This window comes from uncultured Nitratireductor sp. (genome assembly GCF_913053745.1).
In the GTDB taxonomy this organism is placed as follows: Bacteria; Pseudomonadota; Alphaproteobacteria; order Rhizobiales; family Rhizobiaceae; genus Nitratireductor.
In genome coordinates this window covers 1-24,646 of sequence record NZ_CAJXGF010000061.1, presented here as the reverse complement: position 1 = coordinate 24,646, position 24,646 = coordinate 1, and the positions used below count along the sequence as shown (strand labels likewise).

24 protein-coding genes and 3 pseudogenes are annotated in these 24,646 nt (G+C 59.2%); 15 read left to right on the top strand and 12 right to left on the bottom strand.

Annotated elements, in window-relative coordinates; translation table 11 throughout:
• Positions 1-53 precede the first annotated feature (53 nt).
• Positions 54-404 (top strand): annotated as a pseudogene (locus tag QZ638_RS11790) (ornithine cyclodeaminase); the annotation flags it as partial.
• Between the two features lie 572 nt (positions 405-976).
• On the opposite strand, the gene QZ638_RS11785 reads toward QZ638_RS11790, so the two are convergent.
• Together QZ638_RS11785 and QZ638_RS11780 are read right to left on the bottom strand one after the other, a co-directional pair.
• Positions 977-1,630: a potassium channel family protein gene (locus QZ638_RS11785; protein WP_007010201.1), complete on the bottom strand. Its 654-nt coding sequence runs from the start codon at positions 1,628-1,630 to the stop codon at positions 977-979.
• Position 1,631: 1 nt separating this feature from the next.
• Positions 1,632-2,804, bottom strand: coding sequence for a low temperature requirement protein A (locus QZ638_RS11780; protein ID WP_295810462.1), 1,173 nt, complete (start codon positions 2,802-2,804; stop codon positions 1,632-1,634).
• 268 nt (positions 2,805-3,072) lie between these two features.
• On the opposite strand from QZ638_RS11780, the gene QZ638_RS23345 reads away from it, so the two are divergent.
• Positions 3,073-3,252, top strand: coding sequence for a hypothetical protein (locus QZ638_RS23345; RefSeq protein ID WP_040665474.1), 180 nt, complete (start codon positions 3,073-3,075; stop codon positions 3,250-3,252).
• Positions 3,253-3,271: 19 nt separating this feature from the next.
• Here the strand turns inward: QZ638_RS23345 and QZ638_RS23340 are convergent.
• Positions 3,272-3,415: pseudogene (locus QZ638_RS23340) on the bottom strand (helix-turn-helix transcriptional regulator); the annotation flags it as partial.
• A 135-nt stretch (positions 3,416-3,550) separates the two neighbouring features.
• Between QZ638_RS23340 and QZ638_RS11770 the strand changes: the two are divergent.
• Positions 3,551-4,021: a DUF4365 domain-containing protein gene (locus QZ638_RS11770; RefSeq protein WP_090328801.1), complete on the top strand. Its 471-nt coding sequence runs from the start codon at positions 3,551-3,553 to the stop codon at positions 4,019-4,021.
• A gap of 143 nt (positions 4,022-4,164) precedes the next feature.
• Here QZ638_RS11770 and QZ638_RS11765 read toward each other — a convergent pair whose 3' ends face one another.
• The 3 genes from QZ638_RS11765 to QZ638_RS11755 form a co-directional block, all read right to left on the bottom strand.
• On the bottom strand, positions 4,165-4,587 hold the full coding sequence (locus tag QZ638_RS11765; RefSeq protein ID WP_295810450.1) for a DUF5681 domain-containing protein: 423 nt from the start codon (positions 4,585-4,587) through the stop codon (positions 4,165-4,167).
• A complete protein-coding gene (locus QZ638_RS11760; protein WP_295810448.1) occupies positions 4,587-5,912 on the bottom strand; it encodes a DNA methyltransferase in 1,326 nt (441 codons plus the stop codon). Before QZ638_RS11760 ends, QZ638_RS11765 begins: the two co-directional genes overlap by 1 nt.
• Before the next feature lie 643 nt (positions 5,913-6,555).
• Positions 6,556-7,263: a GntR family transcriptional regulator gene (locus QZ638_RS11755; protein ID WP_295810446.1), complete on the bottom strand. Its 708-nt coding sequence runs from the start codon at positions 7,261-7,263 to the stop codon at positions 6,556-6,558.
• A 145-nt stretch (positions 7,264-7,408) separates the two neighbouring features.
• Here QZ638_RS11755 and QZ638_RS11750 point away from each other — a divergent pair, with 145 nt between their 5' ends.
• The 7 genes from QZ638_RS11750 to QZ638_RS11720 all read left to right on the top strand — a co-directional run bounded on the left by QZ638_RS11750 (position 7,409) and on the right by QZ638_RS11720 (position 13,939).
• Complete coding sequence (locus QZ638_RS11750) at positions 7,409-7,696, top strand: UxaA family hydrolase (protein ID WP_295810442.1); 288 nt, start codon at positions 7,409-7,411, stop codon at positions 7,694-7,696.
• A gap of 17 nt (positions 7,697-7,713) precedes the next feature.
• On the top strand, positions 7,714-8,895 hold the full coding sequence (locus QZ638_RS11745; RefSeq protein WP_295810440.1) for a UxaA family hydrolase: 1,182 nt from the start codon (positions 7,714-7,716) through the stop codon (positions 8,893-8,895).
• 97 nt (positions 8,896-8,992) lie between these two features.
• Entirely contained in the window at positions 8,993-9,940 is a 948-nt protein-coding gene (locus QZ638_RS11740; RefSeq protein ID WP_295810438.1) for a tripartite tricarboxylate transporter substrate binding protein, read from the top strand.
• Between the two features lie 69 nt (positions 9,941-10,009).
• On the top strand, positions 10,010-11,530 hold the full coding sequence (locus QZ638_RS11735) for a tripartite tricarboxylate transporter permease (protein ID WP_295810436.1): 1,521 nt from the start codon (positions 10,010-10,012) through the stop codon (positions 11,528-11,530).
• The gene (locus tag QZ638_RS11730; protein ID WP_295810434.1) at positions 11,527-12,000 is read left to right on the top strand and encodes a tripartite tricarboxylate transporter TctB family protein; all 474 of its coding nucleotides are present in this window, start codon (positions 11,527-11,529) and stop codon (positions 11,998-12,000) included. The genes QZ638_RS11735 and QZ638_RS11730 overlap by 4 nt, the downstream gene beginning before the upstream one ends.
• An 11-nt stretch (positions 12,001-12,011) precedes the next feature.
• Positions 12,012-12,944 (top strand): hydroxyacid dehydrogenase, encoded by a 933-nt coding sequence (locus QZ638_RS11725; protein WP_295810431.1) that lies wholly within the window; start codon positions 12,012-12,014, stop codon positions 12,942-12,944.
• The gene (locus QZ638_RS11720; protein WP_295810428.1) at positions 12,941-13,939 is read left to right on the top strand and encodes an Ldh family oxidoreductase; all 999 of its coding nucleotides are present in this window, start codon (positions 12,941-12,943) and stop codon (positions 13,937-13,939) included. Before QZ638_RS11725 ends, QZ638_RS11720 begins: the two co-directional genes overlap by 4 nt.
• Positions 13,940-14,099: 160 nt before the next feature.
• Here QZ638_RS11720 and dctP read toward each other — a convergent pair whose 3' ends face one another.
• The 6 genes from dctP to QZ638_RS11690 all read right to left on the bottom strand — a co-directional run bounded on the left by dctP (position 14,100) and on the right by QZ638_RS11690 (position 19,794).
• Positions 14,100-15,161 (bottom strand): TRAP transporter substrate-binding protein DctP, encoded by a 1,062-nt coding sequence (gene dctP, locus QZ638_RS11715; protein WP_295810425.1) that lies wholly within the window; start codon positions 15,159-15,161, stop codon positions 14,100-14,102.
• 58 nt (positions 15,162-15,219) lie between these two features.
• Positions 15,220-16,587 (bottom strand): TRAP transporter large permease, encoded by a 1,368-nt coding sequence (locus tag QZ638_RS11710; protein ID WP_295810421.1) that lies wholly within the window; start codon positions 16,585-16,587, stop codon positions 15,220-15,222.
• Between the two features lie 3 nt (positions 16,588-16,590).
• On the bottom strand, positions 16,591-17,235 hold the full coding sequence (locus QZ638_RS11705) for a TRAP transporter small permease (RefSeq protein WP_295810419.1): 645 nt from the start codon (positions 17,233-17,235) through the stop codon (positions 16,591-16,593).
• Complete coding sequence (locus QZ638_RS11700; protein WP_295810417.1) at positions 17,223-18,077, bottom strand: ChbG/HpnK family deacetylase; 855 nt, start codon at positions 18,075-18,077, stop codon at positions 17,223-17,225. The genes QZ638_RS11705 and QZ638_RS11700 overlap by 13 nt, the downstream gene beginning before the upstream one ends.
• A 2-nt stretch (positions 18,078-18,079) precedes the next feature.
• On the bottom strand, positions 18,080-18,931 hold the full coding sequence (locus QZ638_RS11695; RefSeq protein WP_295810415.1) for a 6-phosphogluconolactonase: 852 nt from the start codon (positions 18,929-18,931) through the stop codon (positions 18,080-18,082).
• An 83-nt stretch (positions 18,932-19,014) separates the two neighbouring features.
• A complete protein-coding gene (locus QZ638_RS11690) occupies positions 19,015-19,794 on the bottom strand; it encodes a GntR family transcriptional regulator (protein WP_295810410.1) in 780 nt (259 codons plus the stop codon).
• A 109-nt stretch (positions 19,795-19,903) separates the two neighbouring features.
• On the opposite strand from QZ638_RS11690, the gene QZ638_RS11685 reads away from it, so the two are divergent.
• From QZ638_RS11685 to QZ638_RS11665, 5 genes and pseudogenes are all read left to right on the top strand, one after another.
• Positions 19,904-20,905 carry an aldose epimerase family protein gene (locus QZ638_RS11685; RefSeq protein WP_295810407.1) on the top strand — a complete coding sequence of 334 codons (1,002 nt, stop codon included), beginning with the start codon at positions 19,904-19,906 and terminating at the stop codon, positions 20,903-20,905.
• A gap of 109 nt (positions 20,906-21,014) precedes the next feature.
• A complete protein-coding gene (locus tag QZ638_RS11680; RefSeq protein WP_295810403.1) occupies positions 21,015-21,920 on the top strand; it encodes a PfkB family carbohydrate kinase in 906 nt (301 codons plus the stop codon).
• 30 nt (positions 21,921-21,950) lie between these two features.
• Positions 21,951-22,985 (top strand): tagatose 1,6-diphosphate aldolase, encoded by a 1,035-nt coding sequence (locus QZ638_RS11675; protein WP_295810402.1) that lies wholly within the window; start codon positions 21,951-21,953, stop codon positions 22,983-22,985.
• On the top strand, positions 22,978-24,372 hold the full coding sequence (locus QZ638_RS11670; RefSeq protein WP_295810400.1) for a hypothetical protein: 1,395 nt from the start codon (positions 22,978-22,980) through the stop codon (positions 24,370-24,372). Before QZ638_RS11675 ends, QZ638_RS11670 begins: the two co-directional genes overlap by 8 nt.
• Positions 24,369-24,646, top strand: a pseudogene (locus tag QZ638_RS11665) (hypothetical protein); the annotation flags it as partial. The gene QZ638_RS11670 and the pseudogene QZ638_RS11665, both read left to right, overlap by 4 nt.

Here is a 24,646-nt window from a genome sequence, read left to right as displayed (position 1 = left end):
CCTCGTCATCAGTCTCGCGCATATGGGGCAAATAGGCACCGACGAGATCCGAGGAGCCGCTGGTGAAGGGGCGTTTGTTCAAACCAGGCGTCCATCTGGATCTCGTCGGTGCCTATTTGCCCCATATGCGCGAGACTGATGACGAGGCCATGAGACGCGGCACGATCTTCGTCGATACCCGTCAGGGCATGGAGGGTGCGGGCGACCTCGCCCGTCCGGTTCGTGACGGCGTCATCGATTGGGACGACGTGAAGGCCGATTTCTTCGAATTGTGCTCTGATGTGAAATCGGGGAGGCAATCTGAGGAAGAGATCACGGTGTGCAAGAATGTGGGCGGTGCCCATCTGGACCTGTTCACGGCTAGACTTCTTGCGGAAAGAGCGGGCCGAACTGCGGTAGTCTAGCTGGATGCGCCGCAAAAGCGACCGCACAATGTCACGGGCGGGAGGAAGTCTATGCTATCCATTTCGTGTAGTTTCGACGCGGGCCTCGGGCCGCGGAGTACGTGAAACGGTTGAACGCCACTCTTGCGCGATTTTCTCCAGAACCTGGAAGCTCATCGTTCTCGCGGAGTGAGGAAGCAATAGCGTCAAGCATCATATAGAGACGCCAGTTGTCGTTTAGATTGCCGGGCGAACCTCTGGCCAAACTCGATCGTTCGTTGTCAACTCGTCCCGATCGTCGACCTGGATATCATCGAGTTGGTCAAGAATGAGCACGAGGCTAATGCGACCACCGGCGAGATCGCGCTGGAAGATTTGGCATCGGGTAAAGGAAAAGTACCACGATCAGGGGCGACGGAACGCCCTCATTCAGTCCGCAGCAGCTTGGCAGTGAGCGGGCAAGCCGCGCCCGACAACTAACCGCGCGCCAAAACCGCCTCCCAGAAGCCAATCATGAATCATGGCAAACTGATTTAGGAATTCACTTTATCAACACAACCCAATCGACTGCGTTGCCCAGTGCAGTTCTGAGATTAGCTCTTACTCGCGTGCAGCCCCACAAGTCGCGATAGCAACATAACAGCATAGAGCGTTCCGCCGATCGCTTCGAAAGCAACGAAAGACTGGGCGTAGAACCCAACCGGTGTGATGTCGCCGTAGCCCAGCGTGGTAAGTGTGACATAGCTAAAGTAAACCATCTGCTGCCAATTAATCACTGCGCCGGAACTCGCTACGAAGGACCCCGGTGCGTACCATTCGATCAGCGCGAGCACGGCCGCAAATCCCGACCCGATCACTAAATAGAGCGATGTGGCCGAGATGAGTATGTCGGTCATCACCGTTTTGGCTCCAAATGTGTAGCGCGCCAGTACAACGACCATTCCCAGGTGATAAACGATAGAGGTCAGATAGACGGCCAGCGCGGCCGCGTTTGACGGAACGTAGGAATTCAAGAGGCCCGCAATGAGCACGGCAAGTCCGGCGCTTCCGACCAAAACACGCAACGGGCGGCCATCCGAGAGCGCCCACGTGGCCACCACGAAAATTGTCGCGTAGAAGCCGTAGAACAGCGCGGGCCACACGTTCCCTGCCGCCGACAGCGGGTAGGTCAGATTGTGGACAAGGATTGCCGCGAGGAAGCCAGCATTGGCAATAACCTTGTTTCGTGCTGTGGGCAATGACAGCATCTCAGGCCGCCTTCCGGTGACCAAGCACCGCAATGGTCACCATGACTAGCAAGACGCCGGCGCCGAGCCAAAGCCCATTCAGATGTAGACTCAACGCAATCCAGGTCCAGACCGCCAGCGCAGCCACCGCCAGAAGATAAAGGCCGCGCAATTGTTCTGCCGTAACGTGGTGGAAGATCGTACAGCCAAGGAGAAAGAGCGACGGCCCGGCAAAGGCGATGATCGCGGTCTCCGCATGGATCGCGTCATGGGGGTGCGCCACAATCATCTCAATGACGACCGCTGTCACGATGGCACCGCAGACTGCGACCCCATGGGCGTAGGCAAGCCCCGCTCGGGCAAGGCTGGTGTGATCTGTCGCATGTTCAAACCGGTATTCGCCCGGCTCGGACAGGTCGACGAAATAGATCCACCAGAGCGTGACGATCAGCAGGAAACCGATCAGTGCCGCCACGCCGGTGTCGGCATGAATCTCATGGCTGACCAGATAGCCGCCTAGCAGTAGAATGGATTCTCCTAGCGCAATGATGAAGATGAGCTGGTTGCGCTCGAAGAGATGCAGCCCCTTGAGCGTCCAGCTCGACATAGGGGTCGCTCCCTTGCCCGGCAGCCAGAACCCAGCATAGGGGGCGGCGTAGTCAATCAAAACAGCCAGTATCCACAGTTCCAGTCGAGCCTGTTCGACGAAGGCACCAACGATCCAAAACGCACCGGAGATCGCGCTCCACGCACCGAGTTGGGCATAGTTGCGCCCCATGACTTGTCCCCGAAAGACGACAGCCATATAGCCCGCCCGGATAAGCGCCATGGCGACATAGGCGATGGCGAACAGCTCCGCGCGTTCGCGGAAAGCTTGAGGCGCTGCCACCGCCATCAGGAGCGCACAGCCCATTAGGACAATCATTAGCCCGCGCCCGCTGGGATGGTCCGGGTTTACCCAGTTGGCTGCCCATGCCGTGTAGTTCCAGGCCCACCAGACAGCGGCGAAGAGCGTCACATACTCCAGGGCTCCAAGCCAGCCCGCATGCTCAAGAAGGTAGTGGGAGAGCTGGATGATCGTAAACACGTAGACGAGATCGAAGAACAACTCCATCGTCGTGACTCGGGGCGTGTCTCCGGGGCTGAGGTCTCGCAGGGCGCCTGTCGGAACAAGTCGGAGCAATAGGTTGGACATGAGTGTTTCCCGTTGGTTTTCACTATTATCCCTGAAATCCAAATGCGCTCAATTACTGGCTTTCCTCAGGTGTCAGCGCGTTCGAAGATCGACTGCCTATCGGCATGGGGAACGCCCGAAGGGAGCGATGATGTCACCATGGCGCCTGGCCTAGTGAATCCCTGACTGCAGGGAACGGCAAAAGAGCACCATCGATTGATCTTGACCCTCCAGCATTTCGGAATGCGCTAACCCACGCAAGATCGGCTACTGAGGCACCGTCGACTTCATGCGGGACAATGCCGATATCATTCATGAATGGCTCATCGGCGGCTTCCGCCGCGACGTGCGGGCGTTGAGGCTTTCGCTTCCTATGGTTTCCGCCGACCTGGCCTCAAAGGTTTTGGAGGAGATTCTTGCCTGGTGGGTATTTGGAAGAGTTCCAACATCTGGCATTCCAAGGCTGTAGCCAGCTTTTCAAGCGTTAGGAGAGTGGGGTTCCGCGTGCCGCGCTCAAGGTGACCCACATAGGCCCGCTCGACCTCTGCGCGTAGCGCGAGCTCATCCTGCGATATGTTTCTTTCTACGCGCAGGCGCCGCAGGTTCCAGCCGACTAATGAGCGCACATCCATGTGCGCAAAAGATCATTCGAAGAGCACCAAAACCACGTTCTATGACACCATGAATTAACACTTTGCCCGTATCGTGCCATGTCAGCAGGAACAGTCCCGCTAACATGATGTGGTGCAAAAAACAGGAGGCAGAATATGCTGACCAATAGCTGCAACTGGGATGGTCTCGACAAGCTCCGGGTCGGACGCTTTGGAGAGTATTTCGCAAAGATGGCGTTCACGCGCGCTGGATATGACGTCTATTCCCCGGAAGTGGATGATCGGGCGATTGACTTTGTGATCCGGACTTGCGGGGCCGAGATGCGTTATCTGGAGATTCAGGTGAAGACCGTACGGTTGGCGAGATCGAGCTACGTTTTCATGCGCAAGAAGCACTTTCCCATCTCGCCGGATCGCTATCTCGCGCTGGTTACGCTCAAGCAGGGAGAGGAGCCCGAACTCTACTTGATACCCTCGACCGTATGGGCCGATCCAGCTGCTCCCTTTGTCTCGCGAGATTACGAAGGCAAGAAGTCCGACCCGGAGTATGGGCTGACCGCATCTGCCAAGAACCTCAACCAGCTTGGCACCTACCGATTCACCGAGCGCTTCGAACTCGCGGCATGACGATAGTAGTTGATCTCGGCTGACTCGAATGACTTAGGTCAGCCGAATCGTGGTTTGGCGAAAGCGCACGGTCTCTTGCGCGCCAAGGTTACCGTGCGCACCCGAGTTGTTTTAGTAAGCAACGACCAAGTCGAGGGTAATTCTCAAAGTTGCATCTTGTTCTGAATTCGGATCAGTTCCTCAAGTTCTCCATCGCTTAGTTGGCTAAGATCAAGTTGTGGCGGATCTTTGGAAGTTGCCTCTGCCTCCATGATCAGTTTCATCAGTAATCTGGCCATCTGTGCGTCTTTCGCCGCTGCCGCGCCCATCTGGCGAAAGAGTACTCGGGCATATTCGATCTGGCTGCGTTTCCCTCCTTCTGTTACCCACACGTAGCGTTGCGCCTCCTCCCTCAGAATTTCCAGGGTCTTCTTCTTCGAAGCTTTGGGGGCGAGAGCACTCCTTTTTTTGGGACGCCCTTTGGGGTTTCCGGATTGTCCAGGTTTAAACCGGTGCTCCACTGGAGGATTCCTATAGCCCACGCCAGGAACAGGTGGAGTAGGTCCTTTCTCGTCGGAGTCCTCCATCAGTGGTTCTCCCCTGGGCTGCCGATACTGTTTGGCGAACCGCTTTCGCGAATTTCGTTGAAAGTTCGCCCTGAAGCCAGATGGACGGCATCTCTTCCGGTGAATTTCTCCCAGCGCCTGATGGTCGTGTCGACGTAGGCAGGATCGATTTCGATAAGTAGCGCCCGGCGGCCTACCTTTTCACACGCAATAAGCGTCGAACCAGAACCGCCGAAAATGTCCAGCACATGGTCGCCACGCTGGGTACAATCCTTGATCGCCTCAGCGATGAGAGCGACTGGCTTTACCGTTGGGTGGAAAGCAAGTTCTTCAAGGCGTCCCTTTCTGAATGAGTTCACACCGGCAAACTGCCATACGTTTGTTCTGTTGCGACCGTGCTTACCCAGTTGGACGTTGTTACGATGTGGAGTCTCTCCAACCCTGGCAACCACGATAAGCTCGTGCTGGCTTCTATACAGGGAGCCCTGGCCTCCGTTGTTTTTTACCCACACCGCAATGTTCAGAAGGGAGCCGTATTGCTTTCGGCATTCTTGCACGAGAAGGTCAACATGCCGCCAATCCATGCAGATGAAATGAACCGCGCCGTTGCATGAGCGGGCTACCATTTGCTTCAAGCTTTCTCGCAGGAAGTCACAGAATTCATCGTTCGACATCTCGCCCGATGCCATTTCAAACTCGCGATGCTTGGTCTGGCCTCGTCCGACAATATCTGTGATCGCCAGATTGTACGGGGGATCGGTAAAGACCATATCAGCTCGCGCATCTCCGCACAGAACGTCGAGATCTCTCGCGTTCAAGGCATCACCACAAAGGAGCCGATGGCGACCGAGAATCCATAAGTCGCCGAGCCGAGATGTCGTGGAGCCGCTGTTATTCTCCGGAAGTTCGTCTTCGGGAGTAGAGGGCCCGGTTTCGTGGTCAAGGAGGATTTCATCGACTTCGGCGACCTCAAAGCCCGTGAGCTCAATGTCGCCGCCCTCCACCAGAATTTCGGAGAGCTCCACGGCGAGAAGCTCGCGATCCCAGCCGGCGTTTAACGCAATCCGATTGTCCGCAAGCATCAATTGACGCTTCTCAGTATCCGAAAGGCCTCTGACCTCGATCGTCGGCACTTGGGTTAACTTCAGGATTCTCGCTGCTGCCAATCGCCCATGACCCGCGATGACTGTTCCGTCTTCGTCAATTAAAAGGGGGCTCACAAATCCGAACTGCTCGATACTCCGCGCGATCTGTCGGATCTGTTTTTTTGAATGGGTCCTGGCATTGTGCGCATTTTGCTTGAGGGCGTCCAACTTATGCTGAACGATTTCAGAGATGGTCTGCATGTACGTCTCCATAGGGGATGCCGCTGCTGCGACAAGAAATTGTGCTGTTTGGAAACGACTGCGAGGCGCCCTTGGCGCATGGATCTGACACAAGCTTCTTGTGACGGACTCATCCGAGCTTTGCTCGGTCGACGTCAACTGGGTTCTCCAGTTCGGATTGCCCCAGGGCGGTAGACATTGTCACCACACGGAGATGTTTTCGTGATTCGCCGGATTTTGCAAGCGCAAGAACTGGACGTATCTCACAGGGCGGCTTTGCTGTTCTTTTCCATAAGTGATCGTTGTTCTGCCGAGAGGGCGGGCAACAATTCTTGGGCGGATTCCCTGTTATCCAGAATCAGGGAATTCCTGCGTAGAAGCCTTTAGTTTATGGCAATAATTCCGAGTGCACCCGTTAGAGTTCCCAGTAAACGGCGATTTTTCCCTGAATTTTAACGGCAAACAGGGAATTTAGCTGCAGAGGCAAGTTTGCTTCGGACTAGAACCACCACCAACCGTCCGCCGGCTGAACTTGGCCGTCATGTTTGCCAGTTTGAGGTCGCGTCGCTTCCTGAAGGGAGACCGCGCGATGAAACGAAAAAGCGATCCGGCCAGGCTGGCACCGGCCGGTTTGTCGTTGAACCGAGCGCATTGGCGGGACTGGTCAGCGTAGATTGACGGAATACTGAATGCTTTCGGTCAGGCAGCGTGAAAGACGCAATTCGACCGGCTTGCCTTCCAGATCCCTTGCGATCCTATGAATCCGCAGTAGCGGTGTTCCGACAGCGCATGCCAGATGAGTGGCGTCGGTTTCGCTTGCGGCTATGGCCTTGATGCTTTCCTCGGCCTGGGCGATGGTGATGCGCCAGCGGACCGAGAACATCTGATAGATGTTGTTGGGAATATCGGCCGTTTCGGGAAAATCCGGAAAGCGCTCGGTTGGCAGGACAATGGTTTCTATAAGGGCGCGGGCGTCAGCGAGGTGTCGCAAACGCTCGATACGCCAAATCGGACTTTTCTCCAGGATGTCGAGCGCGCGCGCCTCGTCGTAGCTTGCGATCGCTTCCTCGCGCGACAACACTTGCGATCGAGGAAACACAGCCTGCCCGCCATCCGGCACCAGCCGAAAAAACTGGAACAGGATTCGCGCGTCTTCGGGTTCCGCAACGAAGGTCCCCTTGCCCTGGCGCCGGATGAGAAGATTGTCCGCTGTCATCGTGTCCAATGCCTTGCGCACTGTGCCCTGGCTGACTTCAAGCTGACGCGCCAGCTCCATTTCGCTGGGGATGACCATGCCCGGTGACCAGCTCCCATCCACGAGGCGGCGGACCAGGTGATCCCGGATCTGCATGTAGAGTGGTTTGTATTCCATATGTTTTCTCATCTGAGGTGCGGCTCGGTGGCCATATCATATATTCGGTGTAGCGCACCCTGCTTGACAAATCCATTCTCTTCTAGCTTATATCTTATATAAGACATAAGTCTGCTCGAATACACCGTTTGAGAGGAGATCATTCGTGACGGTTCCCCACCTGTTGGTTCATGAAAAAAAGGACAATGTCGGCGTTGTCGTTGTCGAAAATCTGAAGGCCGGCACGAAGATGCTTTGCGTCGTGACGCACGACAATTCGAGTTTCGAACTCGAAGTGAACGATGACGTGCCGATCGGTCACAAGGTCGCGCTGCACGATATCGGCTCTGGCGATACTGCGATCAAATACGGTGAGGATATCGGAAAATTTATCGCCGATGTGAAGAAGGGCGGCCATGTCCATGTCCACAATCTGAAGACCAAGCGCTGGTAGGCCGGGGAGCAAAAGCAATGGCATCGAAATACGCAAACCTCACCTTCAAGGGCTACCGGCGCGATAACGGACGCGTGGGCGTGCGCAATCACGTGGTTATCCTGCCGGTGGATGACATTTCGAACGCGGCCTGCGAGGCGGTCGCCAACAACATCAAAGGTACGTTGGCGCTGCCACATGCCTATGGCCGATTGCAGTTCGGCGCCGATCTCGATTTGCATTTCCGCACCATGATCGGAACCGGCGCCAATCCCAATGTCGCCGCGGTAATCGTCATCGGCATCGAGCCGGGATGGACCAAGAAGATAGCCGACGGAATCGCCGAGACCGGCAAGCCGGTGGCGGGCTTCTCGATCGAGCAGAACGGTGATCTCAAAACGATCATGGACGCTTCGCGCAAGGCGAAGGAATTCGTCCATTACGCATCCGAACTGCAGCGCGAGGAGTGCTCGATTTCGGAGCTCTGGGTCTCCACGAAGTGCGGCGAGAGCGACACGACCACGGGTCTCGGTTCCTGCCCGACCGTCGGCAACATGTATGACAAGCTCCTGCCTGAAGGTGTTTATGGATGTTTCGGCGAGACTTCGGAGATCACCGGAGCGGAGCACATTTGTAAATCGCGCGCAGTCAATGAAGAGGTCGGCGAACGCTGGTACAAGATGTGGAAGGCTTACCAGGACGACGTTATCTTCGCCAACCAGACGGACGACCTTTCCGAGTCCCAGCCCACCAAGGGCAATATCGAAGGCGGTCTGACGACCATCGAAGAGAAGGCGCTCGGAAATTTGGAGAAGATTGGACGAACTTCGCGATACATCGACATTCTGGAGCCCGCGGAGGCGCCGCAGTCCGGTAAGGGACTTTATTTCATGGACACGTCTTCGGCGGCCGCCGAATGCGTCACGCTGATGGCCGCGGGCGGCTACGTGGTTCACACCTTCCCGACAGGCCAGGGCAACGTGATCGGAAATCCGATCGTTCCTGTCATTAAGATCACCGCGAATCCGCGCACGGTGCGCACCATGGGTGAACATGTGGATGTCGACGTTTCGGGAATCCTGCGTCGCGAGATGACGATCGACGATGCCGGCGATGCCCTCATCGATATGATCGTGCGTACATCGAACGGGCGGAGCACCGCCGCCGAGGCGCTTGGTCACCGCGAATTCGTGATGACCAAACTCTATCGCAGTGCCTGATCGAATTGAGGCCCCGCGCTGCGGGGCCTTGCCATTTCTGCATCGCCGAACGAGCAGGCGATGGAGTTTCGCTTCAGACAATCATGGGAGGATGACAATGCTGAAGAAACTTGGCGTACTGGCGACCGTAGCCACGGTCCTGTGGGCGACCGGCGGCGCATTTGCGTTTCCTGACAAACCCGTCAATTACATCATTCCGTTTAACGCGGGCGGCGAAAGCGACATTTCTGCTCGCCTGCAGCAGCCATACTTCAAAAAGATCACCGGAGACGATCTGATCATTCAGTATCAGGCGGGTGCCGGAGGCGCGCAGGCCTGGTCTGTGCTGAACGACCAGCCCGGCGATGGCTATACGATTATGGGCACCAACCTGCCGCACATCATTCTGCAGCCGCTTTTGCAGTCGCCGGGATACGAGACGTCCGATCTCACCAACATTTATATGTTCCATTTCACACCGGACGCGCTTCTCGTTCGCGCCGATAGCAAGTTTGAGACAGTTCAGCAGGTGATCGACGCGGCAAAGGAAGCGCCGGGCGCGCTGACGGTTGGTGGCACCGCGACCAACACCGCCAACCATATCGCCAATCAGATCTTCTCGAATATAACCGGCGCGCAGATGACGTATATTCCCTATACGGGTACGGGTGCGACGATCCCGGCTCTGCTTGGAGGCGAGGTGGAACTCCTGTGGGGCTACACCACCGTGGCGGCCGGTCAGGGAGACAAGGTGCGCATGCTTGCCGTGGCACAGGATGAGCGACACCCGCTTTTCCCGGACGTACCGACTTTCAAGGAACTCGGGATCGAGATGGTCGGCGGTGCCTATCGTGGCATTGCCGTGCCGAAGTCCACGCCTGAAGATGTGCGCCAGGAGCTTTCCGATATCATCGGCAAGATCAATGCGGATCCCGAATTCATCGAGGAGATGGAACAGGCGGGCTTTGCTATGCTCAACGTCCCCTACGACGAGATAGAGGCGTTTATGGACGAGAGGCAGAAGACTTATGAGGACGTGGCCCGCCAACTGGGTTCGCTGAAGTAAGCGTTCGTTGTGCCGGCGGTGTTGTGCGCCGCCGGTGGCCCGTTTTTCGTTCTTAGCAGGGAGCTGTCGTTGGCTTTCGATCTCGGTTCCGTTCTCGCCCAGGCTCTGAGCCCGTTCAACCTTCTGCTGGCCCTGCTGGGGGTCGTGCTGGGCACGGTGATCGGTGCATTGCCGGGACTCTCAGCGACAATGGCCATAGCCGTGCTGGTGCCTTTCACATTCGCCATGGATCCGGCGTCCGGTCTGATTATGCTGGGTGCGATCTACACAGGCGCAATCTATGGCGGGGCTTACGCCGCGATTCTCGTGAACACGCCGGGTACGCCATCGGCCATTGCGACGACTTTTGACGGATTTCCGATGGCCAAGCGCGGGGACGGCGATCTGGCCATGACGCTCGCGACCCTGGCCAGTGTTGTTGGCGGTCTGATCGGCGCCATCGCGCTCATGACGCTTTCTCCGCTGCTGGCCAACATCGCGCTCGCATTTCAATCTAGCGAGTATTTCTGGCTCGCCATTCTGGGCCTTACACTCATCGCGAGTCTCTCCACGGGCAATGTAATAAAGGGCCTTATCGGCGGGGCTTTCGGTCTCATCCTGTCCATGATCGGCGTCGCGGTTGTCGGCGGGGATGTACGCTTCACATTCGGATCGTCGGCGCTGCTTGGCGGCGTCGACATCGTTTCCGCGCTGATCGGTCTCTATTGCATTCCTGTTCTGATCGATCTTGTCGCCCGGCCCGACCGGCATCTCGAGCCGGCGCCGCTTGGTCGGGGCTTCCGTTTGTTCGAGGCGCTTGGCCTTTGCGCGACAAATGCGGTCAATCTCGTCAGGTCTTCCGTTATCGGAACAGTAACCGGTATTTTGCCGGGAGCGGGTGGATCGATCGCGTCCCTCGTGTCCTATTCGGAAGCGCGGCGTTCGAGCCGGCATCCCGAGCGTTTCGGGAAGGGTGAGCCGGGCGGTCTGCTTGCCACGGAAAGCGCGAACAACGCGACTGTCGGTGGCGGCTTTATCCCCACGCTGGTGCTCGGCATTCCCGGCACACCGCCCGATGCCGTCATACTCGGGGCGCTCCTCGTTCAGGGGATTCGGACCGGTCCTGAGCTTTTCACGCAGCAAAGCGGCGTCGTCTACATCTTTATGTTCGGCTTGCTGATCGCGACACTTATGATGCTGCCCGTCGGCTTGCTTATCGGGCGATATGCCTACCGTTTCATCGTCAACACTCCGAAATCGCTACTGGTTCCGCTGATCGCCTTCATGACGGTGGTCGGCAGTTTTGCCATTCACTCCAATCCGCATGATGTCGTGGTTATGGTTCTGATGGGCGTTCTGGGTTGGCTGCTCAGCCTGGGTGGTTTCGGACCTTCGCCCATCGTTCTCGGCCTTGTCCTCGGCCAGATCGCCGAACAGGGCTTCATTCGCGCCTATATGATCGGCGGAGCCCGGGGCGATTTCGGTGGACAGCTTTTGTTCGATCGGCCGATTAGCTGGGCGATCGTGGCGCTGATCGTCATTACGCTCGGTCTGCCTCTCGTAAGGCTGATGCGGGGTGGCTCCGATAACGGGAAGGAGGCGCGATCATGAATGCGGGCAAGGACATTGCCGGTATCGTCGGCTCGATCTTTTTCTTTTTCGTGGGGGCCGCCGTTTTTGCCATGAGCTTCGAGATGACGCCGATGGCGGCAATGTTTCCGCGCACGGTGGGCGCGGCGCTTGCGCTGCTTGCCGCCTTCTACATTTTCGCCGCGATGCGCGGATACCGCGGAGAGGCAGTGGAAAACGGCAGCACTGTGCGGGAACAGGCAGAGGGGCTTGGGCGTCGGATTGTTCTGCTCATGACGATGATCGGCTGGGCGCTTCTGTTTCCCGTCATGGGGATGTTCGTCACCAGTCTTGCGGCCTGCGTCCTACTGATGTTTACGGGCCTGTTCGAACGGATTCCCCCCGGACGCCTTGCCCTACAGCTCGGGGCCGTCCTCGCCCTCGTGGTCTGCTTCTATTTCCTGATGAGCAATATTCTCAACATACCAATGCCGCGCGGCATTTTCTTCTGAACTGGACAAGCATGACGGATATCATCATTACCGAGTTCATGGACGAGGCGGCGGTCGACATGCTGCGCGCGGAGTTCGACACGCATTACGATCCGGCATTGGTGGACGACCCCGAGACGCTGCGCGGCATGGCCGCGTCGGCGCTGGCTCTGGTGGTGCGCAACCGCACTCAGGTGCGCGGCGCGCTTCTGGAGACGGCCGGCAGGCTGGAATGCGTCGGCCGTCTCGGCGTGGGGTTGGACAACATCGACACCGATGCCTGCGGCGCACGCGGCGTGGCGGTCTATCCGGCGACAGGCGCCAACGACCTGGCGGTGGCCGAATACGTGATCTCCAATGCGTTCAGCCTTTTGCGCGACGCCTATCTCTACAGCCATCAGGTGATTGCCGGTGAATGGCCGCGCGCGGCGCTGATCGGGCGCGAGCTTTCCGGCAAGGTGATGGGCCTCGTCGGGTTCGGCGCGATCGCGCGTGAAGTTTCGGCGCGCGCGCAGGCGCTCGGCATGTCGGTGATCGCCTACGATCCGTTCCTGCCGGCGGACCATCCGGCATGGCAGACGGTGGGCAGACGCTCTTTGGAAACGCTTGTCGGCGAGGCCGATGTGGTGAGCCTGCACACGCCACTGACCGCTGAGACCCGGCACATGATCGACGCGACGCTGCTCGCGACCATGAAGCCAGGCGGGATCCTGATCAACGCCGCCCGTGGCGGCGTGGTGAACGAACATGCCTTGTGCGACGCATTGCGGGCGGGACGGCTCGCCGGTGCGGCGCTCGACGTGTTCGAGGAGGAACCCCTTTCCGCGACGGCCGGCCGGAAGTATGAGGGAATTCGCAACCTGGTGCTGACACCTCATATCGCCGGCGTCACGGCGGAATCGAATGTAAGGGTCAGCCGTGTCACCGCCGAAACCGTCCTCAAGCATCTGCGGGGGACAAGATGACAAGGCTTCTAACCGCCGAAGAAATCACGGCGCTTGTGACCGACACATTGACGCGCTGCCGGACAAGCCGCGAGAATGCGCGTGCGGTGGCGCGCGCCTTGCTCGGGGCGGAGCTTGCGGGCCAGGCCGGCCACGGGCTTCGGCGCATGCCTTCTTATTGCGCGCAGGCTCTTTCGGGGAAGGTGAATGGCATGGCCGTTCCACGTTCCCAACAGACACGGCCTGCCGCGCTCTCGGTGGATGCGGCCCACGGCTTTGCCTACCCCGCGCTCGAACTGGCGCTCGAATGGTTGCCCGCATCCGCCCGGCAGAATGGCGTTGCCATGGCCGGGATCCATCGCTCGCATCACTGCGGCGTGGCGGGCCTCATCGTCGAGCAACTCGCGCAGGATGGTTTTATCGGTCTCTTGTTCGCCAATGCGCCCGGCGCGATGGCGCCGTGGGGCGGCAGACGAGCCCTGTTCGGGACCGATCCGATCGCCTTCGCCGCACCGCTCGAAGGCGCCGGTCCGGTGGTCGTCGATATCTCCCTGTCCAAGGTTGCCCGCGGGAAGATCATGGCGGCCAGGCAGCAGGGCCAGGACATACCGCAAGGCTGGGCACTCGATGTCGATGGCAATCCGACCACGAACGCGGAGGAAGCGCTGAAAGGCACCATGGTGCCGATGGGCGACGCGAAAGGAACGGCGCTCGCCATCATGGTCGAACTGCTTTGTGCGGGGCTTACGGGAGCCAATTACGGCTACGAGGCCACCTCGTTCTTCGACGGCGAGGGCGCGGCCCCGGGAACCGGCCAACTGATCATTGCCATCGATCCCACCGCTTTCGGCAATGGGGCCACGAGTCGTTTCGCGGTTCTTGCCGAAGCGATCGAAGGGATGGATGGCGCGCGGCTGCCAGGCCGGCGCAGGCAATCGCTCAAGGAAAAACTGCTTTCCGAGGGCGTGCCCTGCGACGAAGCCTTGTTGCGCGAAATCGAAGCCCTCGGGCGTTAGAGCGTTATCGGCCGAAACCGCATCGCTTTGGTGTCGGACAATGCCGCGACAGCGAAAATCCAGGACGATTTTCCAACCGGACGGCAGCACCTGGAAACGAATAAAGGCACCCGGCCGACTTGCCGGGTGCCTTGGTCGTTGAAACATGGTCGGCTTCAGTTCACTGAGCGGCCGCGTCGAGGCGTGCATCCACGGAGGCCGTGCATTCGTCGATGGCCGCGTTGTAACTGTCGAGAAACGCCTGGTTTGCCGGATCCTGGCTGGTGAACCAGGCTTCCATGCCGCTGGCTGCCTCACGGAAAGCGGCCTTTTCCTCATTGCTCAGACTGTGGATTGTGCCGCCCGCGTCGGTGAAGGCCTTGTAGGAGCGGACTTCGTGATACTTGGGATAGGCTCGCAGATACTGCTCGATCACGCCGAAGCCTTCGACGACGATTTTACGCAGGTCCTCCGGCATCGACATGAACTTGTCGTTGTTGATGAACCAGGTGCCGCCCATATAAGCGTGCCCGTCGAGCGTGATATGCTTCAGATGTTCCTGGAAGTTCATCGCAACGATGTCGGTTATGCCGTTCTTGGTGCCTTCAACGACACCGGTTGCCAGCGACGTATAAACTTCCGGCCAGGAAATGCCCGTCGGCGCGCCGCCGAGTTGACGAACGAGCTCCTGCTGGATTTCGGCCGGAATCGTGCGCAGCTTCATTCCCTTGACGTCTTCCGGCGTCTTGATCGGCTTGTTCGTTGTCGCGAAGTTTCGCCAGCCGCCGGAATTGGACACCGTCATGAGACGGATATTGCCGGTCTGTTCCAGCATGCCCTTGCGCAGCATGCTCATGAAATCCTGATCGTCGAAGACGCATTCTGCGACTTCGTCATCGCGTAGCATGTAAGGCAGGTCGAGGCCCGCGAATGCCGGCCACAGATTGCCCGGCTCGCCGAAGTTCGATTGATAGATGTCGACCAGACCCGCCTGCATGCCTTCGAAACATTCGCGACCGGAAGCGCAAAGCGTACCGCCCGTATAGATCTCGACATCGATGCGCCCGTTCGATTTGGTGTTGACGAGATGGCGGAAGGCCTGAACCGCCTGATAGTTGTAATTGTCTTCACCGGTCGCGAGCGGGGTAACGAGTTTGAACTCGGGTTCCTGCGCGGATGCTGTCGTTGCGGACAGGGTGAGGGCGAGAGCCGAAGCCGCAAGGGCATATTTCAGAATTCTCATTCATTCCTCCATTGATTTGCATGGCGCTTTCGCAGCGCTCTTGTTTGATAATTGCCGATCATCCTCCGATGCCGGAAACGACGCTGCCCCAGTTGTCCCAGAGCCAAGGCAAGCCGAGCGTGAGGATCGGGACATACGCCACAAGCAGGATCACGATGATTTCGGCGATCAGGAAGGGGATGATGGCACGGACAATTTCCGAGAAGCGTGCGCCGGAGATGGATGTGGCGACGAAGAGTACGAGACCCATCGGCGGTGTCGCCAGGCCGACCGTCACATTCAGGCACATCATGACGGCGAAATGCACCGGCTCGATACCGTAGGCGGTGGCCGCGGGCGCCAGGATCGGGCCGAGAATGAGGATGGCCGGTCCGGCGTCGAGCACCATGCCCACAACGAACAGGAATATGTTTACCAGAAACAGGAAGACCAGCACGTTGTCGGACACCGACAGCATCGCGTTGGTCAGCATGGCAGGAACGCCTGCGATGGCGACGATCTGGCTGAAGCCGCTCGCGACGCCGACCAGAAGCAGAACCACGCCCGACTGAATGGAGGTGCGCTTCAGGATTCCATAGAAGGTGCGGAGGCCGAAGCCGTCTTCGTCGATCAGGCCCAGCCGGTGTCCAAGCTTTACGCCGATATTGAGAAGCAGGGCATAGGCAACGGCGACGGCCGCAGCTTCGGTCGGGGTGAAATAACCTGACAGGATGCCCCCAAGAAGAATGATCGGCGTCAGCAGCGGGAAGAATGCGCGTAGGCCCGCATGGCCGCGCTCCTTCCAGGCCATTCGTTCATTGGCGATGGGAAAGTCGAATTTGTGCGCCATGAACGCGGTGACGGCCATTAGCGAACCGGCCAGCATCAGGCCGGGAATGATGCCGCCGAGAAACATGCGGGCGACATCCACATTCATCACGAAGGCGTAAAGCACCATCAAACCGGAAGGGGGTATGACGGGTCCGATGACGGAGCTTGCCGCAGTGATCGCGGCCGCGAATTTTCGCGAATATCCGTTCTTCTCCATCGCGGGAATGAGCATGGAGCCGAGCGCGGATGTGTCGGCGACGGCAGATCCGGAAAGCCCGGCGAAAAGCACGCTTGCGGCGATGTTCACATGCGCGAGTCCACCGCGGATATGGCCCAGCATCGCGCGGGAGAAATTGACGAGCGCTCGCGTCACCATGCCCGAATTCATGATCTCGCCGGCGAGAATGAAGAAGGGCACCGCCATGATTGGGAACGAGGATATGCCGGAATAGACGCGGTTTACCTGCATGCCGAGAAACGCCATGCGATCGATCTGCCAAAGCTGAAACACACCGGCGCCGATCATGGCGAAGAAAACCGGAACCCCGAGAGCGAGCAGAATAAGGAAGCCCCAGAATACGGTCAGGCCCTTCAAGGCAAATGCAAACCCGCCCATGTGCTAGTCCCTTCCCCGCATATCTTCCGTGTCCTCCGGGCGCGATTCGCTTTCGGGCAAACGCGCGATTCCGTCGAGATCGAAACTGCGAATGTCTTCTTTGCCGCTCACGAATGCCTGAGCGGATTTCAAAATGTGCTCGATCGAGATCATCAGGAGCCCTGCAAAGCCGATCGGAAGAATCGCATAGACATACTTGTTCTTGATGACGACCGAGCCTGCAGCTTCGGATCCGAGAAGCGGTTCGGCGAGTGCGCGAACGAGGCGGGTCGTCTGCGGAAGCAGGCTGTTGCCGCCGGAAAAGAACAGCCAGCTGTAGTAGATCGCGCCGATCAACAGCCCGGCTTCGAGCAAGTGAATGAGTACGTTGAAGAATGTGCGCGGACGCACCGGCATCGCTTCGACCAGCACATCGATCCTTGTGAACTGGTGATGGCGATAGGCCCAGGGTCCGATCAGGAAAGAAACCCAGACCATCGATGCCAGTGCGATTTCCTCGGTCCAACCGATCGGCATCCGCATTTCGCGGCTGATTACCTGCAGGATGACGGCGGCCGTCATGGTCGTCAGGAAAACACAGGCGATCGCAACGCCGAGGTTCGAGATCACGCGGTTCAGCCGGCCAACGATATCGATCAGGGAACGCATGCGCTGCCCCTCTCTCGTTTCAACAGGACATGCCAGTTTATAAGTGTGCTGCCTGTGAAAATTTCGGCGCTTGCGGCTCCAGAGAACAATGCATGCTCCTGCGTGCGCGGCCACACCATATGCGGAGCGAAGGCTGTCGTATCGTCCGGCGCGTTTGCGTGTAAAGCCAGCCAATGCCGACCGGGACCGGCCTCTGCCACACGGCGCGCGAAAAAGTCGGCGGCAGACTCGCCCTCCGGCGTGAAGCCGATTATGAAATCGTCGAAAATCGGATCTCCGCGCCGTTCGGCTTCCGCGAGATACTCCCTATGCCGTCCGCTGTCCGCAGGAAGAACGCGTACCGCATCGAAAAGCTGGTCTGGATTGCGAAAGAACGGGACTGCAATCTTATGCTTCGATGCAACCGACCACAGGCGCTCAATGAAGGTCGGCAGATAGGCCGTACCCATATGCGCGTCGAGATGGGACGGGTTCAGGCCATCGGCGAGGGCGCGTTCCACCTGCGCCGCAATTTCATCCTCGATTGCGTTCGGGTCGGCGTTCTTCATCACATCCTGCGGCCGCCGGTGGAAGAAACCCTCATCGTCGACGAGGCCGCGTGAGCGGCCCGACAGGGGGCGCCAGCGGTAGCGGTTCCATTCCGATGTCAGGGTGATGTGAACGCCCAGATCCTGATTTGGATTGTCGCGATGATCCTCGACGGCCATCGGATAATAGGGACAGGGCACCATGGCGGAGGCACTGGTAACCGTCCCGGCGGCGCGGAGGGCCTTCCACGCGGCCACCGAACCGGCGGTGGCGCCGACATCGTCCAGGTGCGGCAGGAAGGACTTGGCGGTCATCGTCACCTCAGTCCCGGTTCGGGCGCGGCAAGAACTTCCGCCGTAACGTCTACCGAGAATTCGGCGTGGCGGCGAACCAGGGACGCGGGGAAGGCCGCGGTTTCCGGAGCAAGCAGCATCCGCCTGATCGCGGCCGATTGCCATTGGCGATTCATCCAGATCCGCAGTTTGCGTGCGCTCAGGATCTCCTTCATTCCAACCGTGACGGCCATGGCCGGAATTCTCTGGATGTTTCCGCGCGCGGCTGTGACAGAATTGATAAGGCGCGTCTTCTCGCACAAATGCACGATTCGTGTGGGCAGCGCCGCAAACCAGTCTGCGTCGTTCACGCCTTCCATAGGGTCGTTGAAGGCCAGATGTCCGGTAATGCCGATGCCCGCATAGGTGAAGTCGAGCCGATTGGCTTCTATGAAGCGCGGTATGGCATCGAGTGCGTGCGGGTCGGGCACGAGGAGGCGGGGTCGCATTGCTTCGGGGAGCTGTTCCATGAGGTTACGCTGCATGTGGCCCCGGAAGCTCAGCGGATCGTGTTCGCTGATCCAGCTATTGTCGCCCTGCAGATACTCATCCATCACAATGAAGGTGACTTCCGAAAGGGAGAGGCTCTCTTTTGCGCAGCGCTCGGCAAGAAGCTGGTATTGGCCAACCGGACCGACGGGGACGATCAGCGAACAACGGCCTTTCTCCCGAAGACAGTCGCGAATGTCGGTAAACAGCCGTTCGGCCATAGCAAGACACAAGGCGTCCGCATCGTTGTGAACGGAAAGAGCCGGACGGTCGAAAGCGCGCAGAACCTGCTCGTCCGTCCGCAGCGCGGCTTGCGTGCCATCGTCTATGCCCTGATACTCTCCCAAGGCGTCCTCCTCCCACAGTGAACGACTCTTATAACTCTTATATATGAATTCCGTCAATCGTGGTGTGAACGTCTCTCAATCAGCTATCGAAGATCCGACGCGTAGTGAAACTGTTCGGTGAGACACCTGCTGCGGCGCAGTTCGACAAGCGCTCCGTTGAGGGCAAAGGCCTGGCGGTCGATCTGGAGAATCGGCGTGGTTTCGCCGCAGCCAAGGACATCCGCGTCCTGGGCAGACGCCGACACTGCGCGAAGCTGTTCGGCCGCCCGCGCAACGGTTGTCGCGAAATGACGCTCGTACAATTCGTATATATTGTTGGGCAGGGGCACATGAACGTCCAGGCCAGGAAACCGATCTTCGGAAAGCGTTATCTGTTCATTGAGCATCACCCGACCTTTCAGCGCACGGTGGCGGACGATGCGCCAGACACCGGCTTTCGGGCGCAAACCCAGAAGCCTGCTCTCCGCCGTGCTCGGCTCGGCCCGCCTCAGTTGGCTGTAAACGGTTTCCGGCAGAACGCGGTCGCCCTTGTCGTCGGCGATCTTGAAAAACTGGAAGAGTGTGCGGCGCTGATCGTGTTCGGCAACGAACGTCCCGCGTCCCTGATGGCGGACAACGATACGATCGGCGGACAGCGCATCCAGCGCCTTGCGAACGGTTCCTTGCGACACGCCCATCTGTACCGATAGCTGCTGTTCGGAGGGCAACATTGCTCCGGGCAGCCATTCGCCTGAGATCAGCTTGTCGAGAAGCTGCTGCCGCACCTGGAGGTAGAGAGGCGTGTATCCAAGCTGCATATTCGCACGCCCGGTAGCGATAGACGCGGTTGCGGCTCCGCCATTGCCGTCATTGCTGTTGGTCACGGCCTATGTCCAAAGTCTTATATAAAAGTTATAGGTATTCATAACGTGTCTGGTACTTGGTGCCAACCTTATTGTCGGCGCAGCCGAAACGTGACCGGGAGGAATTTCAATGCAGCGTCGGGTGATTGGCTCGTTCGAGGAACAGGATGTCGAAGAAGTCATCCTTTCTTCGCAAGAGGGTGTGCGGGTCACGATCATGACCTATGGAGCGGCGATCCGCGACTGGCAAGTGCCGGTCGAGGGTGAATTGCGATCGGTTACGCTGGGTTTCGACAATTTCGAATTCTACCCGAAGTACAGTCCCTATTTCGGCGCCGTCGCAGGCCGTGTCGCGAACCGGACCGCCGGCTCCACGTTCACGCTCGACGGACAGCGCCATCGGCTCGTTGCCAATGAAGGAGACAACCATCTGCATGGCGGGCCGCGCGGCATCGGCAAGCAGAACTGGCGCATCGAGGATTATGATGGCGCCCGCGTGATGCTCTCTCTGTTTAGTCCTGACGGTGATATGGGATATCCCGGCGCTCTCGCCATTACGGTCTGCTACCGATTGACCGGACACCGGCTGGAGATCGCGTTCACCGCCGACGCTTCGCAGAAAACACCGGTCAATCTGGTTCAGCACAATTACTTCAACCTCATGGGAACCGGGGATGTGCTGGGTCATCGGCTGAAGATCGAAGCCAGCGCTTATACACCGGTCGGTGACGATCAGACCGCTACCGGTGAGATCCTGCCTGTGGAGAGCACCTGCCATGACTTCCGGGTGGAGAGGACGCTGCGCGAAGACAATGGGCGGCCACTGGCGCTCGACCACAATCTCGTACTCGACACAAGACGTGACCGCGCGCTGCCGTCGGCGGTCCTCACCGCCCCGGACGACTCGCTGACACTGCGCCTTTTTACCGACCAGCCCGGTCTTCAAGTGTACAATGGCTGGAAGCTCAACGTTCCGGTGCCGGGACTCGCTGGAAGGCGCTACGAGGCGTTTGGCGGTTTGTGCCTTGAGGACCAGAATTTTCCAGGAACCCTGAATCACGCCCATTTCCCGGATCCTTTTGTGGAGCCGGGCACCCCTTATGTGCACCGCTGTGCCATCGAGATTGGCTGAGACTGACGTCTAATGCTGCAGCTTTGCCAAGTCTTGTAAAAGACATATGAATATCTTATAGAGAGAGCCTGACGAATTGAAATGTCAGATTCCTATATAAGAGTTATCAATGGCTCGAATCCTGACCCTTGGCATGGCTGTTCTCGATCACGTGTTCCATCTGCCCGCTTTTCCGGAGAGCGGTGAAAAATACCGTGCTGAGAGTTACCGCGCACAGATTGGCGGACCGGCAACCATCGCGGCTCTGGCAATCCAGCGCCTTGGCGGTTCTGCAAGTCTTTGCGCCCGCCTTGGAGAAGATGCGAACTCGCGAGCCATCATGACGGCGCTCGAGGCCGCCGGGGTGGACTGGTCTCCATCCGTCGTTCTTCCAGATGCGGTGGCTCCGGTCTCCGCGGTGTATGTTGATGAGGATGGCGAACGACAGATTGTGAATTTCCGCGGCCGGGGTCTCACGGTTTCAGCCGACATGCTGAGTGAAAGCCTCCTGGACGGCGTGGATGCGGTTTTGCTTGATCCCCGGTGGCCCGAAGGAGCGGAGCGGTTGGCCGGCTTGGCGGCCAGGCGCGGAATCCCGTCCATCCTCGACGCGGAAAGCGATCTCGAGGCGCTTGAGGGCACGATGGCGCTTTGCTCCCATATCGCTTTCTCAACCCAGGGGCTGCGCGCATTTTCGGGCGAAGAGGATGTGGTCCTGGGCCTCAAATATTGCGCCGACCGTTACAAAGCCTGGCTCGGTGTGACGCATGGCGAGAAGGGCGTGATCTATCTGGACCAGGGCGGGGTTGCCCATGTCGCGGCCTTTGCAGTTCGAACGTTGGATACGTTGGGTGCGGGCGATGTTTGGCATGGAGCCTTCGCGCTGGGCCTCGGCGAGGGCCGCTCGGCTTTTCAGGCGGTCCGTTTCGCCAATGCGGCGGCCGGTCTCAAATGTATGAACGGTACCGGTCAGGACGCATTGCCGGGGCGCGAGGAAACGCTCGCGCTGATGAGCGGCGGCGGCACCTTGCACTGAGCGTGTCCGTAAAATCTCAAAGGAGAGGCAATGAGCGTTTCAGCCGGTAAATATTGGGGTCTTCGCCGCATGGCGGACTCGGCCGGGCGGTTCAAGATGACGGCGGTCGACCAACGCCCCCCGATCAAGAATCCGATCGCCAAGGCGCGGGGGACGGCTGAGGCTCCCTATGACGATGTGGCGCGGTTCAAGCGTCTTCTCGTTGAAACGCTTCAGGAACAGTCCACCGCTCTGTTGTTGGATCCGCATTTCGCCTATCCGCGGGCTATCGATGTCCTGTCTCCGCGGAAGGGGATGATCCTGACCCTTGAGGATTCCGTATTCGATGAGGTGCCCGGAGGCCGGCTCTCCTCGGAGATCGACAATTGGTCCGTTGGAAAGATCAAGCGTGCCGGCGGCGATGCTGTGAAGGTCCTGGCATGGTACCGGCCGGATGCTGCGCCCGAAATTTGCCGGGCGCAGCAGGAGTTCACGCGACGGATCGGCGAGGCTTGCGCGCGCTACGACATTCCCTTCCTCTTCGAACTGCTCGTCTACCCTCTGGCGTCCGACGCGGAGCAGACGCGCGACTATGTGGAGATGAAGACGAAGCGCGCCGATCATGTACTGGCAAGCGTTGAGGAGTTTGCCAGGCCGGAATACCAGATCGACGTGTTCAAGCTGGAAAGCCCGATTGCTGCCGGCGACCTCGAAAACACCGCGATCGACACGGCGGAGTTGTTTCGCGAAATGGGGCAACTGGCGGGCCGGCCATGGGTGATGCTCTCCGCGGGCGCCGGCAAGCCGGAATTCGAAGCGATCCTGAAGCACGCTTATGCCGCGGGCGCCTCGGGTTATCTCGCCGGCCGCGCGATTTGGCTGGACGCCTTCGCGCATTTTCCGGACTGGAACCGGATCGAGGACGGCCTGCGCGGCGATGCGGTCGCCTATATGCAGCGCATCAACCGCCTGACCGATCAACACGCGAGGCCCTGGTTCGACCATCCGCGCTTCGGTGGCCAGAAATTTCTTGTGCCCGATGACGCGGGGTTCCGTGCATCTTACCCGGATTTCGAAAATGGCTAAGTCCTTTGGTTTGTTTGTTCTGGGGCGCGCTACATTCGATGTGGAATATGCGCGCGCCTGTGCGGCGCGTGCCGTCGAGGTATTGCGTGGCGAGGGGTGCGAGCTGGCAGGAACCGGTAGAATCCTCTTTGACAACGCCGAGGTGGTGGCGGCATTGGACGATGTCGCGGAGAGGCACCTGGACGGCATCATCGTGGTGCAGAGTACCTTTACCGACGCCGAAGCCGTCTGTCTCATCGCCGAGCGCTTGAATCTGCCGCTGCACATCTGGGCGATCCCCGAACCGCGGACCGGGGGACGCCTGCGGCTCAATGCCTTTTGTGGCCTTAATCTCGCGGCGCATGCGCTCGCGTTAAGGAAACGACCGTTCGTAAGTCTCTACGCGGCTCCGGATTCGCCCGGCATCGAAACGGAAGTCGCCGGATGGCTCGCGAGAACGCCAGATGCGCCGTTACCGCTTCGGGCTGCGGGAGCTGCCGTTTCCGACGCCGGTTCCAGGGGGCTGGATGCCCTCCGGGGTGCGCGCATCGGGCGCATCGGGACGCACCCCGCTGGTTTCGACACGTGCGCTTATGAGCCGAAACGTCTGTCGAAACTCTGCGATGCTCATGTGGAATCCGTGGAGCTGGAAGACCTGTTCGCCGCTGCGGCCAAGGTGCCGGACGGTACGGTCAACACCCTTTTGGAGGAATGCTCCTCTCTTTCGGGGATCGGCGAACTCGATCAGGACGAGCTCGTTCGATCGCTCCGGCTCAAGGGGGCTCTCGACGACTTGAAGGCCGGCGGGCGGTTTGACGGGTTTGCCATTCGCTGCTGGCCGGAAACCTTTACGGAATATGGCGGTGCCGTCTGCGGGCCCGTCGGTATGATGGGGGAAAAGCGGACGCCCTGCGCATGCGAGGCCGACGTCTATGGTGCCGTAACGTCGTTGATGCTGCAGGCGCTTTCAGGCGGGCCCGCATTTCTCGCCGATGTCGTCGACATCGACGACGAGACCGATACAGGCGTGGTCTGGCACTGTGGTCAGGCCCCGGTGTCCATGGCCGATCCGGCCACGCCGCTGGAAGCGACTGTGCATTCTAATCGCCGCATGCCGTTGCTGTTCCAGTTCGCCCTCAAGCCGGGGCGGGTGACATTGGCACGGATCAGCCAGGCGCGCGGTGAGCAATCCATGGTAATGGCGACCGGCGATATGCTCGCGGCACCGCCTTCATTTTCAGGAACTTCCGGTGTCGTGCGTTTCGATGCGCCAGCGAAGACAGTCCTCGAACGCCTCCTTGCTTCCGGCCTCGAGCATCACCTCGCACTCGTTTACGGCGAGCATCGCGATGCGCTCGAGCATGTCGCGCGCGAACTCGATCTGCCTGTTCTGGATCTCACACAATGACGATAAAATACGCCATCATCGGTTCTGGCATGATGGGCCAGGAACATATCCGCAATCTCGCGCTGGTGAACGATACCGAAATCGTCGCTATCGCGGAGCCCGACTCGGCCATGCGCGCGGCGGGTGCCGCGCTGGCCGGCCCGGGTGCGGTGGCTGCTGTCCCGTGCCGACGTCGCGATGATCCAGCTGTTCATCGCCGCGTCGTTCACGCCGCTGGCCGTCCACACGATGGCCGGGGCGTGGCGCACGTGGAGCCTGGTCATCGCCTGGACGC